Below are 15,527 nucleotides of genomic sequence, written 5' to 3'. Positions count from 1 at the left end.
GAAGACCAAAAGCCTTAATCGTAAACCAGAAAAAGGTCTTCATACCGTCGATGAAGACCAAAAAGCCTAATCGTAAACCAGAAAAAGGTCTTCATACCAATGATGAAGACCAAAAATCTAAATCGTTAACGAGAAAAAGGTCTTCATACCGATGATGAAGACCAAAAAGCCTAATCGTAAACCAGAAAAAAGTTTTCATACCGTCGATGAAGACCAAAATACGTAAGTGTTAACGAGAAAAAGGTCTTCATACCGTCGATGAAGACCAAAAAGCCTAATCGTAAACCAGAAAAAGGTTTTCATACCGTCGATGAAGACCAAAAATCTAAACCGTTAACTAGTAAAAGGTCTTCATACCGTCGATGAAGACCAAAAAGCCTAATCGTAAACCAGAAAAAGGTTTTTCATACCGTCGATGAAGACCAAAAATCTAAACTGTTAACTAGAAAAAGACCTTCATACCGGAATGTAAACGACCTTTTTACAGTTTAACAAGCGTTCTTCCACGTACTTTTCCTTCTAAAATATTAGCTAGTACACTTGGAAGCTCCTTCAATGAAATTTCATTCACTAATTCGTCATTTAACGATGTTGGTTTCAAATCATCGGCGAGACGATTCCAAACTTGTAAACGCTTTGTCATTGGAAATTCAACCGAGTCAATCCCAAGCCAATTAATGCCCCTTGAAATGTAAGGGAGAACGGTTGTAGAGACTTCAATTCCACCCGTTAAACCACATGTAGCCACAGAACCGTCATATTTCAAAGTACTTAAAATATACTGGAGCGTTTTTCCGCCTACTGGGTCGATCGCGCCTGCCCATTTTTCCTCACGAATCGGCGTTTGATCGGAGTCGATGATGTCATTCCGATTGATCACTTGTTTAGCCCCTAATTTTTTTAAAAAGGCTTCTTCATTCGCTTTTCCTGTACTCGCTACAACTTCATAGCCTCTTTTAGCCAAAATGTTAACGGCTATACTTCCAACTCCGCCTGTTGCACCAGCTACTAATACCGGTCCCTGGCTAGGTTCTAGCCCATTATCTTCAAGTCTTTGCACGGATAAAGCTGCGGTGAGTCCAGCGGTTCCAAGGACCATCGCTTCTTTTAAAGACAAGCCTTTTGGAAGAGGAACGACCCATTCCGAAGGGACTCGTGCCATTTCACTAAACCCGCCAAAATGTCCGGTACCTAATTGATAGCTTGTCACAATCACTTCATCACCAGGCTTAAATCGTTCATCGGTTGAATCTGTAACCGTTCCAGCTAAATCAATACCTGGAACTAAAGGATAGGACTCGACAAATTGACCTTGCATGGCCACTAAACCATCCTTAAAATTCACGCTAGAATAAGCGACACGAATGGTTACGTCTCCTTTTGGCAAATCCTCTAAAGTTAATTGTTTCACTTCTAATTTCGTCTCATCACCGATTTTGTCCAGTACCATTGCTTGAAAAGTATTCATTTTCTCCATCATATCCTTTCTGCATCGCTGGTTTAAATCTACAAATGAAAAGGTTAAATGGGGAGCTAAAATGCCACGTTGATCTAATCTTTTTCCTGATCAAAAAGAGGTTTTACTTGCTCTTAACTCTTTTAATCCCTTACCCAATTTGTACATACAAGCTAACATCTTAATAATAAAGAGTCAAAATAAATGCAAAGGGGGATGGGCTTCAAAGCAATCAAGGAAATGAAGTTTTACAGGTTCATTTTTCCAAAGAAAAAAGAGGGTTGCGACCCTCTCTTTAAGTACTATATTAATCAACAGGTAATTCTCTTGATATGGTTGATCTTTTTCGTTCTTTTTCTAATTTCTGTTTTACATTTGTTTCCACAGACTCTTTACTGTAGTATTTTCCTTTTGTATAAACAGCCACTACAATCGTAAGCACGGATGCTAATAAAGCTGCAAAGAAGGTAGCTGTATTTTGCAGGAACGTCCCCATAAATCCTAATGCAGCAATCGTTCCAAGAACACTTGCGATAATTAGCGGGGCAACCCCAGCAGGATTCCATTTATATAACTTCTCTTGTCTTGCTTCATAATCTTGCGGAACAATTTTAAGCAGCTTTTTCACGACAAGTGCATCTGTTACTAAAATAGCGGCCCATGCCATTAAAAGAACCCCTTGGAAAGTCATCGCACTGCCTAAATAATCTAAAATACCACCAAGCATTAATATGATGGATACGACGCCTGAAACGACAACCCAGAAGCGGCGGTCGGGTTTGAAACGAAATACATTCTCAAAAAAGTTGGACAATGATAGGGAAGCACTATAAATATTTGTTACGTTAATACGAAGTTGAGTTAACATCGTAAAAAGAACGCCGCCTAGTCCAAGAATCGTGACAATATAAATCCCCGGATTGGATTCACCTAACCGGACACCAAACCAAATTCCAAGTAGACCCATCACACCAAAACAAAATACTTGCGGAATAAATCCGATCATAATTGATCCAAGTTTAATATCTTTCGGTTTAAGGAAACGCGCATAATCGGATGCAATTAAAGCGGTTAATCCCATAATCCCGTGCTGCATTCCAATACATAGCAGTAAAGCTGTTCCACCAATCTGTACACCTTCTGGCATATAGCTCCAAAAGTTTCCGTTATATCCAGACGGCATGTTTGCAGCGACAATAATGATGGCAATTAAAAACATAAAGAAGATAGGTAAGGACCATTTTTGTAATTTATCTAGTTGTTTAATCCCAAACCAATTGAGCGGGATAACAATGGATCCAAAAACAATGATTAAAATCCATAGCGGAATGGAGGGGAAGAATGCATGTACTGCCGAAACGAGAATCATTCCCTCAAAGGCGCAATACATGATAAAATTCGATGCGTATATTAATGAAGTTAACGAAGCACCAATATACCCAAACCCTTGTCTTGACATAAGGTTTACGTTCATTCCTGACTTCGCTGATAAATAGGCAATCACTGTTCCTAACACTCCAGCAATCACGATGGCATAAATCGCTGAAATAATCGCGTTCATCGCACCGTACTGAAGGGCCATCACACTGCCTGTTTGAAAGTAGAATATTGCAGTGGCAATCCCAAATGTGATGTTGGTTACACTAAACCAACCCATATTCCGTTTTTCAACCGGAACCCTATCAAATGAATAATCGTCTTGTTCTTTTTCTTGGAGACCTTTAGTTTGATCTACACTCATGCAATCATCCTTTCGTCGCTCTCCACATCCTGTCCCCTTTCTACGTTTATTTTTCACATTCAATTTACACCCGTTCAAGATTGAATGCTTGTTGTGGGTACATCAGAATGTGTATTTTTGAGCATATTTTTTTGTTAGAAAAAGAAAAATTATCTTCTCCGAAGACATTAGTTGCCTTGCGCTTTTATATTATATACATAGTTAGTTGACATAATCAAGGGGGTAATAGTGAAAATGGGCATTAATAACCCTTTAAATCAAGTTTTTCATTTCAGCTAAACACATTAAGGTCATGCGTTATTCCGCATAAAAATGCACTTGCTCGCTTGTTAAAAATCCTTTAGGGTCAAGGGAAGAGGCAAAAGGGAAGAGTCCCCTTTTCATGGTCCGTTTAATTTTGCAAAAAAACATTTGTAAAGAATGTAAATTTATTATTAAGATTGACGATCCGACAAAACACACATGTCAAAAACCTGTATTTTCTGTCAAAATAAAGTAAAATAGAAGGATAGAATACAACTTTTGGAGGATGGTAGAGTATGTTTCAGGTTCGGCTTTTCAAAGGATTGAAGGAACCGCATTATACAGCAGAGCAATTGGGAAAAGCCGAGAGCCTATCGGGGTTTTGGAAAAACCTGCTTTTTCTACTGGGACTTACGTTGTTACTATCCCTTTTCACCTCGTTTTATGGAATTGGCAATGACATACTCTCGCCAGAACTTAATGGGCACCTAGCGACAGAATTTGAAGCCATGAAAAGCTTGTTTGCGATCGGACAAATGGCATGGAAACTGTTCGAGGCCCTGTTCATCTTGACGATTCCTTCCTTATTTTTCTGGGCCATTTCAGACATTGAATGGAAAAAATTCATTGTCGTGCAGCAAGAGATCCTTGTGATTTTTTTACTAGAAAAAGCGGCTCTGATTCCGTTTGCTCTTTTCTTAGGAATCACATCCCATCTATCCAATCCGTTTTCACTCGGAATCATCGGTCAATACGTAACCGATCAACCTTTCATTTTAATCTTTTTAGCGAAAATGTCGATCTTTACAATTTGGGCTGTGATTCTGCAGTACAAATATGTGAAAGTTTTAGCAGGTAAACCTGCCAAAGGAACCGCTCTTTTTGTCATTGGGTTTAATGTCATTCTGTTATTCATCTCAACATTTATCACCTTAATCGATCTAGAAACGTTGTTATAGGGGGTGTGGATCATGAAATGGAAGTCAAAAATCGTTACGGGTGCGATCTTGTTATTGGTCGGAATCAATCTTTTTTTAATCATGAAGGAGAATAGCCAGGTGGAGAGATCGCTTTTTGTTCAGCAATGGGTAAGAGCCGTTCAGCAAGACTTGCAAGAAACGCTTGTTACGGATGGGGTTTCGGTTCCTTTGGAAGAGCAGCATGTCTATTATGATGAAAATAAAGGCAGTTTCGAGGGCTTTGTCGTTCAAGAGGGCGACAACGTGATGGCAGGCACCGAACTTTTCTACTATTCTACAGATTCTTATACCGATGCGGTGAATGCGCTGCGCTCAGAGCGGGATCGCGTGGCAAGGCAACTAGAGGGGCTTGAGGAGAAAAGAACGAACCTTGGCAGCCTTTTAACGAGTTCCAGCATGACCATGTTTGAGGACCCGTTCCTCGGTTCAATGGTAGATCCAGATCCATCAACAGATCCTTCGGTTGAAATCGACCTTTATTCGACAGAAGCGGAAATTAGCAAACTTGAAGGGGAACTGGCGATGTATGACGAGCGGATCGCTGCGATTGATGAAAAGCTTCCGTATCTTCATGAAATTAGTGATATGGATGGCATCGTGAAAAACATGAATGAGGACCTTTCCAATCCAATCATCACCTTGGCATCCAATGAACCAAAGGTTGTCGGTTCTGTTTCAGAGAAGGAACAAGCAAAGCTAAAGCCTGGTTTGGACGTGTCTATCTATTTGAAAAATGGCAACAAGGCTTACGAAGGGACGATCGGAAAGGTATCGGCAATTCCTGAGGATGAACCCAATGTGGATAAGGAAAGCACGTATTCATTCGAGGCGATTCTGACACAGCCAGTAGGGGATTTGATGCATGGAACACATGTCGATGTCAAAATTGTTACCCATGAGGTCCTAAATGCCGTTACAGTTCCTAAACAAAGCCTTCGAAAATCCGGCCTTTATGTCCTTCGAGAGGGAAAGATTGAGAAGCGTGAAGTTCAAAAAGGATTGCAAGTGAATCAAGCCGTAGAGATTGAAACAGGCCTTCAAGCAGGGGAAGTCGTAACCCGAAAACCCATCCGGTTTGCGGAAGAAACAGCTTCATTTTATACCCCTTTGGATGTGAAACGCTGGGAAAAAGATATGTATGAAGAATTCAGGAAAAAGGAAATGTTAAAGCTGATCGGGAAAGGATTTTTTGCAGAGCAGGGATTATAAAATTTTTTGGAAGTTCTATTTTTTTAAAAGATAAGGAAACTGGGTTTTTTTTCTCTTTAAATTAGGTTAACCCGTAGAAATAGAGGGGGGATCCGTCATTTCGAGAGTTTACTCGTATTTTTTAGATGGTTACTCGTAAAAATCGGCCCTTTACTCGTATATTACCATTTTCCACCAATTCAAAATAAAAAAAACACCACCTAAACGAGTTCTCTCTCGTTTAGGTGGTGCCTTTTTATTAATAGAATCGTTTAAACTCTACGAATCTGTCTTTCCAGTAAGAAGTGCTTAAACTTGTGATTGTGACGCCTGATGAGCTGGCATGGATGAATGAATTATTGCCGACATAAATCCCTAAATGGGAAATTCCTTTTTTATATGTATTTTCGAAAAATACTAGGTCGCCAAGCTGTGGTTGACTGACTTCGTAGGAACGATCAAAGTAGCCTTGAGCCGACGTCCTTGATATGTCATAACCTGCATTATTGAATACATAATAAATAAATCCGCTGCAATCAAACCCTGAAGGTGAATTTCCACCCCATTTGTATGGAACTCCAATTAACTTTTTAGCTGAGTCAACGACTGATGACACAGAAGTGCTAGCTTTGGATTCTATACGTTTCGATGTGTGCTCAATCTCAGCGCTTGATACTTTATTCACAGACGAAGCGGGGGCTGTTCCTGTTACCTTCAGCTTTTGTCCAACAAAAATTAAATCGGATCTCAACCCATTAAGGGACTTGAGATTAGATACACTTGTATTAAATTTAGACGCAATCTTCCCTAATGTATCGCCGCTTTTTATCACATATGTGTCTGTTTTTGCATTATCTGTAGTAGGGGTAGCCACTGACTTTTCAGCCTGAATACTTACGGTTTGAGCCGGTTGAGATGGTGCGCCCTGACCGCTTACCCTTAACGTCGCACCCGCATAAATTAAGTCAGATTTGAGGTTATTGAGCGTCTTTAACTCCGCAATTGTCATATCAAACTGCTTAGCGATTTTGCCTAATGTGTCTCCACTTTGAATCTTGTAAGTAGAAGAGTTCCCTTTGGAAGGTGCAGATGCCGTTTTTGCAGTAGTAGGCTGTGAAGCCACCGCAGAACCGGATCCATTCACTTTCAAGACTTGTCCTGGATAAATCAAATGGCCCTTAATATTGTTCCAAGTGACTAATTCCGCTAGAGAAACTCCATGATTGTTGGCAATTTTTAATAATGTATCTCCACGTACGACCGTGTATGTTTCCGCTGAAGTGTTTGTCGTTGCTGCTTTCACGGTTGTCCTTTGAGATTGACCTGATGATGGTTCAGAGATGATTAGTGACTGGTTAACATAAATTCTGTCTGACTTAAGACCGTTCCATTGCTTTAAATTAGATACCGTCGTGTTAAACCTTTGTGCTAACTGTGACAGGGTATCCCCCTTTTCAACTGTGTATGTATCACTATCTGCAAATGCAGTTGTGGCACCAAATGCCGATGATACAATAGCCACTGTAGCGAATGTTGCTACCTTATTTTTCATATTGACAATCACTCCCAAAAAAATGCATAATATACCAACATCTTAACATATCAGTCTAGCAAAAGTGTACCATTTCTTGGATATATGTGAAAATTTTGTTAGTTATTGCAAAATTTCAAGATTCTATGTAATATAATTACATATCAATCTAGCAAATTAGCAAATTTTGGGAAAACCATTTTTGAAAGGTGAAAACGTGATGACCGAACAAGAGATTAAAAAGAACCAACTTTTTAAAAATTTGTTGAAAAAAATGTATGAAAAAGGAGAATCGGAGACCAATCTATCGACGAAAGATCTTCTAAGAGACATGGAAACCGAATTACGCTACATTTTCTCCGCAAAGTAAACATCCACTTCATAGACTGAAGTGGTTTTTTTGTTAAAATAGGATAAAAGAGGTGGTGGATTTATGAAAAAGTTTGCGATGATGATGATCTTGATGTTAGCAATTGTCACAGGGTGTAATCAGGAACCACAGCCGAGTGATCGTTTATCCGAGTATGTTGAGCTCTGGAATAATCAGAAATTTGCGCAAATGTATGAACTTCTAACAGCTGCTGCACAAGACTCGTTGTCAAAGGAAGAGTTTGTGAACCGCTATGAAAAGATTTACAGCGATCTAGAAATACGAGATTTGCAGGTAGCATTTGAAAAGCCAGAGAACGAAGAAGTGAAAGAGGAGTCTGTGCAATATCCATTCTCTGCTTCTATGGAAAGTGTTGCAGGGAAGATTGAGTTTGAACATACGGCCTCATTAAAGAAGGAAACGAAGAATGATGAGGAAAATTGGTACATTGATTGGAACACGACTTACATATTCCCGCAGTTGGACGAGGGTGACAAGGTTGGCCTGAGCTCAACTCCTGCCAAACGTGGAGAAATTCAGGACCGAAACGGTCAACCTCTTGCGATGAATGGGGAAGTTTATGAAATTGGAATTGTACCAGGAAGTCTTGGGGAAGAAAAGGAAGCAACGATTGCCGAAATGGCGTCGCTTTTAGGAGTAACGGTTGAAAAAATTAATGAGCAGTTAAATGCCTCATGGGTCAAGCCGGAATATTTCGTGCCGATCAAACGGGTTTCCCTCGAGGAAGGCGATCTTGTCGCAGAGGTGACGACTCTGCCTGGCGTTCAGTCAAAAAAAGTCGAGGCGCGTGTGTATCCGTTAAAAGAAGCAGCAGCCCATTTAACCGGTTATATTGGCAAAATTACCGCTGAAGAACTCAAGAAATTGAAGGGCAAAGGCTATAACAGCAATGATTCCATCGGAAAAAGGGGCATTGAGCAATTATTTGATGAAAAATTAAAAGGCCAAAATGGAGTCAAAATTACAATTAATAAGAGCGATGGAACCCAGGAAGTACTCGCCCAAAAAGAAGTCAAAGATGGCGAAAATGTTGGGCTGACGATTGATGCGTCGATGCAAACAAAAGTATACGATCAGTTGGCAAATGACCCGGGAACAGCAGCTGTCATTCATCCGAAAACAGGGGAAACACTAGGATTAGTAAGTACACCGAGTTTTGACCCAAATCTTTTAACATTAGGAGCAACGGCTGAACAATGGAAGGCCTTGGACGACGATCCGCTTCAGCCATTATTGAACCGTTTCGCAGCCAACTATGCTCCAGGCTCGGTCATTAAGCCATTAACTGCGGCTATCGGTTTAAAAGAAGGGACACTTGATCCGAGTAAAACGATGAACGTCAGCGGCCTCCAGTGGCAAAAGGATCAATCATGGGGCAATTATTTTGTCACAAGAGTCAAAGAGGCGTCTGACGTTGATTTGGAAAAAGCCATGCTTTATTCAGATAATATATATTTTGCGCAAACGGCACTTGATTTGGGCAAGGCTCGGTTCGTGAACGGCTTGAAAAATTTCGGCTTTGAAGAAGAGATCCCATTTACCTATCCGCTTGAGAAATCGGTAACGGGCGCGATGGACAGCGAAGTGAAGTTGGCGGATTCCGGGTACGGTCAAGGTGAGGTGGAAATGAATATCGCCCATCTAGCGGCAACTTATACGCCATTTATCAATGCGGGAAACCTTATTAAGCCGACCCTGCTACTGGATGACGAAGACGGAGTTGCCTGGAAAGAGAATGTCATCAGTGCCGAACAGGCGGATCAGATTTCTGGTTATTTGGCAAATGTCGTTCAAAATCCGGAAGGCACGGGATCTAGCGCCAATGTTAAGGGCATGAACCTTGCCGGCAAAACCGGAACGGCCGAATTTAAAGCCAAACAAGGCGAACGCGGCCATGAAATCGGCTGGTTTGTTGCCTATAACCCAGATCTAGTCATCGCCATGATGGTCGAAGGCGTCCAAGACAAACACGGCTCCGAGTATGTCGTTAAGAAAGTAAGGAATGTGTTTGAGGAATAGAAGATTGAGGGGGAAGAGTCGATTACCTGGGTGGTAATCGGCTCTTTTTTTTGGAGTTTTTGGATGAAAAAAGGTAAATAAAGGAAATATACGAGTAAGAGGGGAAAAAATACGAGTAACGTGCCGAAAAATACGAGTAAAGTCCAAGAAATTACGAGTAACAGGCCTATAAATACGAGTAAATGGATTTTCGTGGACAAATATTGTTTGTCGGGAGAAGGACTAGGGTGGAAGCTGATTGCCGAGCGTGGTGATCGACTCATTTTTTGATGTTTTTGAACAGAAAAAAGGTAAATAAAGGAAAAATACGAGTAACAGAGGTAAAAATACGAGTAACCCCTCGAAAAATACGAGTAAAGTCCAAGAAAATACGAGTAACAGGCCTATAAATACGAGTAAAGTGATTTTCATGGACATATCTGGCTAATTTAGAATCAGTTTTGGTCAAAAGAAAGGCTTTCAAGGCCGTCTTCGATAGTCAAAAATTAAATTCCCTTCAATAGAGTTTATTTCAAAGCCGTTTCCGAAGGTTATAGATCTAATTCGTTCTTAAGAGCTCGCCTCAATCCATTTTTACCTAGAAAAATAAAACTATTCTCTATTTAGAAGAGGCGTTAAAGTTGTATACATCTAACTGGCATTTAACGCTAGGATAATATATAAAAGGGAGACTAGATAAAGAATAAATGCCCTGATGGAACCGCAAACTACTAACAATAGAAGAGATCATAAGCCGATCGTTAGAACTGGAACAATAATAGAGAATAACCCCCGTCAAAGAAAAGTCAATATCCTAAGGTGTTGGCTTTTAATCGTATCCCTGTTTCACTCAACTCCCCATTCATGTTATGATGAAAAATAGTGAATAGAAAATTAACCGTTAAGGAGAGGTACGTTTTGAAAAAGGTAAGAAAAGCGATTATTCCTGCAGCAGGATTAGGCACACGATTTTTACCCGCGACAAAGGCTATGCCGAAAGAAATGCTTCCTATTGTTGACAAACCAACGATCCAGTACATCGTCGAAGAAGCGATCGCATCTGGAATTGAAGATATTATCATCGTAACAGGAAAAACAAAGCGTTCGATTGAGGACCACTTTGACCATAACTTAGAACTAGAGCAAAACCTAGAGAGCAAAGAAAAGTTTGAGATGTTAGAGGAAGTTCGTAACATTGCCAACATGGTGGATATCCATTACATCCGTCAAAAAGAACCAAAAGGTCTAGGCCATGCGGTTTGGTGTGCGCGTAACTTCATTGGCGATGAGCCATTTGCGGTTTTACTTGGGGATGACATTGTACAAGCAGAAACGCCTTGCTTGAAGCAGTTAATGAATCAATATGATCAAACTCTTTCATCTGTCATCGGAGTCATGCAAGTTCCTGAAACGGAAACCCATCGTTACGGGGTGATCGATCCGCTTGAAAATCACGGTCGCAACTATCAAGTGCGCAACTTCGTGGAAAAACCAAAACCAGGGACAGCCCCATCCAACCTTGCGATCATCGGAAGATATATTTTTACACCGGAAATCTTTATGTTCTTAGATCGTCAAGAAGTGGGCGCAGGTGGAGAAATCCAATTAACGGACGCCATCCAAAAACTAAACGAAATCCAACGTGTTTTCGCTTATGAATTCGAAGGAAAACGCTATGACGTAGGAGAAAAATTAGGCTTCATCGAAACAACGATTGAGTTTGCCCTTCAACATGAGGATTTACGAGAAGGCTTGCTGCGTTTTATGGCATCAAAATTAGATAATGCCGAGGCATAATGTGAAGGACAAAGGGCTAACCTTTGTCCTTTTACTTCTATATAGATTTCTTATCTCCACCTTTACAATCTTTTAAGAATATTAATTTCTTATTTAAACGAGGTTAATAGTTTGTCAGTATCCTTTAAGATAGAGTGCATTTTTCCAGAAATCTTTTAGGAGGACTGACAAATTGAACGATAAGAAATCTACCAATAAAATTGAATCAAATGCGAAAGGAATATGTCGACGATCTTTTTTAGAAAAAACAACAAAAATGGCTGGAGTGGCTTTAGGTGCTAGTTTAGTAGGTTCGTTTCCGGGGTTTTCGGTTGAAGCGGCTTCCCGTGCTTCTGTTATGAATGGGACCGGACAAAAGCCGAGTCTTGTTTTTCCGGTGATTAGTGATGTACATATTTATTCGAATAACGATCGCAATTTAAATAAGTTTACGACGACATTACAGCAATTAAACGCAATTGCTCCTAACCAGGATGCGTTTGCGGTAGTTGGGGACTTAACGGAGAATGGCTATGAGGAGCAATTTGACCGGTTTATGTCCGTCTTTAATGGAAACAAACAGAAGGATGCGGTTCCGTTAATGGCGATTGGGAATCATGATTACTGGAATGGGTTGAGTGTTTCTGGAGCTCGAAACCGATTTTTAGCGAAAACAGGCATGAAATCCATTTATTTTCATAAGGTGATCAAAGGTTATCACTTTATCGTCCTTGGTACAGAGGATGGCGTAACAGAAGGGACCTTTTCTGTTAATCAGATTTCTTGGTTAGGAGAACGATTGAAAGAGGCACATGAGGAGGATCCGAAGAAGCCGATCTTTGTCTTCCACCATCAACCGATGACGGGCACTGTATATGGAAGCGAGTGGGGTTTTTCGAAAAATAGAGATTTAATGTACGATACGTTAAAGCCCTATCCGCAAGTGATTACTTTCTCAGGACATACCCATTATCCATTAGATGACCCGAGAATCATCCATCAAGCTGATTTTACAAGTATAGGGACGTCAACGGGAGCTTATGTATGGTTGGATAAAGGGCGGATTCAAGGGGAGGTTCCAGCCGAAGCCGATGTGCTCAATCAGGCATTGGTTGTAGAGGTTTATAAAAATAAGGTATTGATCAAACCGCGTGATATCCATAACAATGACTGGACCGGGGAACCATTTGAAATCAATTTGCCTGCAAACAAACAAAACTTTAAATATACGGAAAAACGAAGAAACAAAAAAGCACCGCAGTTTCCGAATGATGCGATGATTTCAGTTGTGAATGACCAAACAACAGCCCTCAGTTTAACCGTCATGCTAACACAAGCGAAAGATGACTTGCTTGTACATGATTATAAAATCATTGCCAAGCGGACCGATAATGGGAAAGTGGAAAAGGAAATTCTCGCCTTTTCAGAATTTTATAAAGATCCGATTCCTAATCCGGTTAGCTATACGATCGAAGGCCTAAAGCCGAATACATTATACGAAATCGAGGTAATTGCGCTTGATGCTTATGAAAATGAAAGTACTCGTGCGCTAAAAACGTTAGGGAAAACCCTTGACGGCCAAGAACCAGCAGAACCATCCATCACCCTTTCTAAAAATCATGTAAATAGCGTAAATGAGACAATCGATGTGACGGTTGAAAATGTTAGAAATACAGGATCTGATTGGATCGGTGTCTATGAAATAAATGAAGATCCTGGTTCAATCGCATCCATCTGGTGGCAATGGACAAGCGTCAAGGAAGGCAAAGTACAGTTTACCTATGATCCAAGCAAAAACTTTTATCCTGATCGTTATAAAGCAGGCAGCACTTATCAATTCATCTATTTCTACGGAAGCGGCTATGACGCTGTAACCTCCGCAACATTTACAATCGGGTAATACATTTTTTGTAAGAAGTTGATTTTCTATATAATGGATAGGAAATCAACTTCTTATGCCTGACTTTCCTTCCTTTTCGACGCAAGGTTTAAACATGCCGATCAATACAACTCACTAAGATGACATGCCAGAAGCAGTTTTAACCAATCCTCAGAATCATTGAGATCGACATCAAGGATCTCCTCAATTTTCCGGATCCGATGATAAAGGGTATTTTGATGAATATGGAGCTGTTGGGCTGTTTCGGGTATTGAACGATTAGCGGCAACATAGGTTCGTAAAGTTAATTCGAGATCGCTTGATAGCGCCTTAGGTGATTGAAGGGGGGCGAAAACCTCCTGAGTAAATTGTTTAATCTCCTCGGCTTGCTGATTGATAAACAAGCGGTTGATGCCAATCCGTTCAAAACTCATCATCCCAGATGTTTGACGGGTAGCTAGATGGGCGAGTGATTTATTTGCTTCCTCAAAACTCCTTGCAACAGACTCTAGTCCCTGATAAAGCCTCCCGATTCCACCTATAAGGGTAGGCGCCACCTTATCGCTCCATGACTTTTCCACATTCTCCAGCTTTTCAATCACTAATTCTTGTGCCGACTCGGATGAAACATTCACGAGGATGGTCACTTTATCCTGAAAACCAAACAGGAGATACTGAAAAGATGCCAATTCACGATGGAGAGCGGCAATTAGTTTTCTCTGATAGGTTTCTAGTTTCGTAGCAACTTGTGCCTTCCCGCTTAGCTGCATGACGGCAATAAAGAATGGTTGATCTGGAGAAAGGCCAAAGTCTCTTGATTTGGAGGCAAGTACAGTCGGTTCCTTATATTGGAGAAGTTCATTAAAAAACTCATAACATTGTTTATAGTACATATCCGTCAAGCTATAAGCATTGACCATTTTTAGGGCCACCAAAGCACTCCCTTGCTCTAACACAACCGTGTCAATCGGAGATAGAGGGGAGGCCTCGTTGAGCTCTACGACAAAATAACCGATCGGAATTCCCTCATTAACAATCGGATACAAATGAATAGGAGTTTCATCAATCGTAACAGTCAATGAATCTACGGAATCCTCCCAGTCATTGAAAAAATTTGTGTTCATTAGCTTCTTTGATAGCGGTGCATAATGGGGATACCATTCATTTTTCGAAATATCAAAAAGAGAAACAGGGAGGTTAATCATCTTTTCAACGGTTTTTGCAATCATGATCAAATCGGAATCTTTTAAAGACAGTTTTGTAAAAGCTTCATGAATATGATTTCGCTTCATTAAATATTCATTGGTTTCCTTTAGTTCTGAAAAAAATCTTGCGTTCGTAATCGCGATGGCTGCCTGATCAGCAAAACCCTGTAACCTCCGTAAATCTTCATGCGTCAACTTTCGTTTTTTTGTAACTTGATGGACAATCATTACACCAATCTTTTCCTTATTCATTCGAACAGGAACCGCCATAGCGATTGTATTTGTAATGACTTTCACACCCATAGCAGTTAGTAAATTTCTCATATTGTGTTCCTGAACATTAGACATCGCTTCCAATCCTTGTTCAGTAGTAAAGATGCGGCCGATTCCATCCTCGAATACCTTTCCTCCAACACCTTCCCCTATATCGGTCTTGAAATCATAGATCGTCGATCCTAAACCAAAGCTTGCTTTTGTCGTGAGTTTTTGTGTTTCAGTGTCATAAAGCATGAGAAATCCACGATCGACGGTTGGAATTGAAATCAATACATTTTGCACAATGTTGTTTAAAAGTTCATCCAAATCAAGCATGGAAGTAAGTGAATGCAAGCCTTCTAGCCATGTATCATTCTCTTGCCAATAACGATCTAATGTTTGTTGAAGCAAGAAATAACGGACTTTCAGCACAAAATAATCACACTCGGGTTGGGATAATGTGCTGCCGGAGTGGACACAAGCACGGACAGTCGTTGACTCAGGTACCTCGGTTGCAAACTGGAATAACTGGCTTCCCGTCTGTGGATAGTAGGAAGTTGAATAGTCATTACAATTTAAATGAGAAGGCCAAATATATTCTTTGGAAAATAGAGTTTCCTCTAATTCGGTGGGTGGGACCTGGCCTAAGTGAACCCACTCATCTGTGGAAGACAAAATCCAAATAGGATAACTTAAAACGCTTTCATTGTTACTTATTATCAATTCCTCCTGTTTCATACGGTTCTCCCCCTTTGTTCATTGTGTAACTCTTCATTCATTATCGGATAAATTGTAAAAATTCACAATGGATTTCTGAAAACATTGTATATTCTAACAATGAAAAATAAAATTATTTTGTTTATAGTTACTTTACACTCATTTTC

General features: G+C 40.3%; 10 protein-coding genes. 6 read left to right on the top strand and 4 right to left on the bottom strand.

All coding sequences use genetic code 11. The features are described from left to right. Positions 1 to 481 precede the first annotated feature (481 nt). Together R4Z10_RS19870 and R4Z10_RS19865 are read right to left on the bottom strand one after the other, a co-directional pair. Entirely contained in the window at positions 482 to 1,468 is a 987-nt protein-coding gene (locus R4Z10_RS19870) for an acryloyl-CoA reductase (RefSeq protein ID WP_338473286.1), read from the bottom strand. A gap of 295 nt (positions 1,469 to 1,763) precedes the next feature. Continuing rightward, a complete protein-coding gene (locus R4Z10_RS19865) occupies positions 1,764 to 3,197 on the bottom strand; it encodes a cytosine permease (RefSeq protein ID WP_338471002.1) in 1,434 nt (477 codons plus the stop codon). A 539-nt stretch (positions 3,198 to 3,736) separates the two neighbouring features. Here R4Z10_RS19865 and R4Z10_RS19860 point away from each other — a divergent pair. Together R4Z10_RS19860 and R4Z10_RS19855 are read left to right on the top strand one after the other, a co-directional pair. After that, positions 3,737 to 4,399: a hypothetical protein gene (locus R4Z10_RS19860; RefSeq protein ID WP_338471001.1), complete on the top strand. Its 663-nt coding sequence runs from the start codon at positions 3,737 to 3,739 to the stop codon at positions 4,397 to 4,399. Between the two features lie 12 nt (positions 4,400 to 4,411). After that, positions 4,412 to 5,629, top strand: coding sequence for a hypothetical protein (locus R4Z10_RS19855; protein WP_338471000.1), 1,218 nt, complete (start codon positions 4,412 to 4,414; stop codon positions 5,627 to 5,629). A 238-nt stretch (positions 5,630 to 5,867) separates the two neighbouring features. On the opposite strand, the gene R4Z10_RS19850 is transcribed toward R4Z10_RS19855, so the two are convergent. Continuing rightward, on the bottom strand, positions 5,868 to 7,160 hold the full coding sequence (locus tag R4Z10_RS19850; protein WP_338470999.1) for a LysM peptidoglycan-binding domain-containing protein: 1,293 nt from the start codon (positions 7,158 to 7,160) through the stop codon (positions 5,868 to 5,870). Positions 7,161 to 7,359: 199 nt separating this feature from the next. On the opposite strand from R4Z10_RS19850, the gene R4Z10_RS19845 reads away from it, so the two are divergent. From R4Z10_RS19845 to R4Z10_RS19830, 4 genes are all read left to right on the top strand, one after another. After that, complete coding sequence (locus R4Z10_RS19845) at positions 7,360 to 7,509, top strand: hypothetical protein (RefSeq protein WP_338470998.1); 150 nt, start codon at positions 7,360 to 7,362, stop codon at positions 7,507 to 7,509. A 63-nt stretch (positions 7,510 to 7,572) separates the two neighbouring features. Next, positions 7,573 to 9,549, top strand: coding sequence for a penicillin-binding transpeptidase domain-containing protein (locus R4Z10_RS19840; RefSeq protein WP_338470997.1), 1,977 nt, complete (start codon positions 7,573 to 7,575; stop codon positions 9,547 to 9,549). A gap of 897 nt (positions 9,550 to 10,446) precedes the next feature. After that, entirely contained in the window at positions 10,447 to 11,325 is an 879-nt protein-coding gene (galU, locus tag R4Z10_RS19835) for a UTP--glucose-1-phosphate uridylyltransferase GalU (protein ID WP_338470996.1), read from the top strand. 172 nt (positions 11,326 to 11,497) lie between these two features. Beyond that, positions 11,498 to 13,204 (top strand): metallophosphoesterase, encoded by a 1,707-nt coding sequence (locus R4Z10_RS19830; protein ID WP_338470995.1) that lies wholly within the window; start codon positions 11,498 to 11,500, stop codon positions 13,202 to 13,204. 101 nt (positions 13,205 to 13,305) lie between these two features. Here R4Z10_RS19830 and R4Z10_RS19825 read toward each other — a convergent pair whose 3' ends face one another. Continuing rightward, a complete protein-coding gene (locus tag R4Z10_RS19825) occupies positions 13,306 to 15,381 on the bottom strand; it encodes a helix-turn-helix domain-containing protein (protein ID WP_338470994.1) in 2,076 nt (691 codons plus the stop codon). Positions 15,382 to 15,527: the final 146 nt, after the last annotated feature.

The sequence above is a fragment of the Niallia sp. XMNu-256 genome (genome assembly GCF_036670015.1).
Lineage (GTDB): Bacteria > Bacillota > Bacilli > Bacillales > Cytobacillaceae > Bacillus_BD.
Note: the sequence above shows the minus strand (reverse complement) of the source record. Positions and strands in the feature narration are given on the sequence as shown.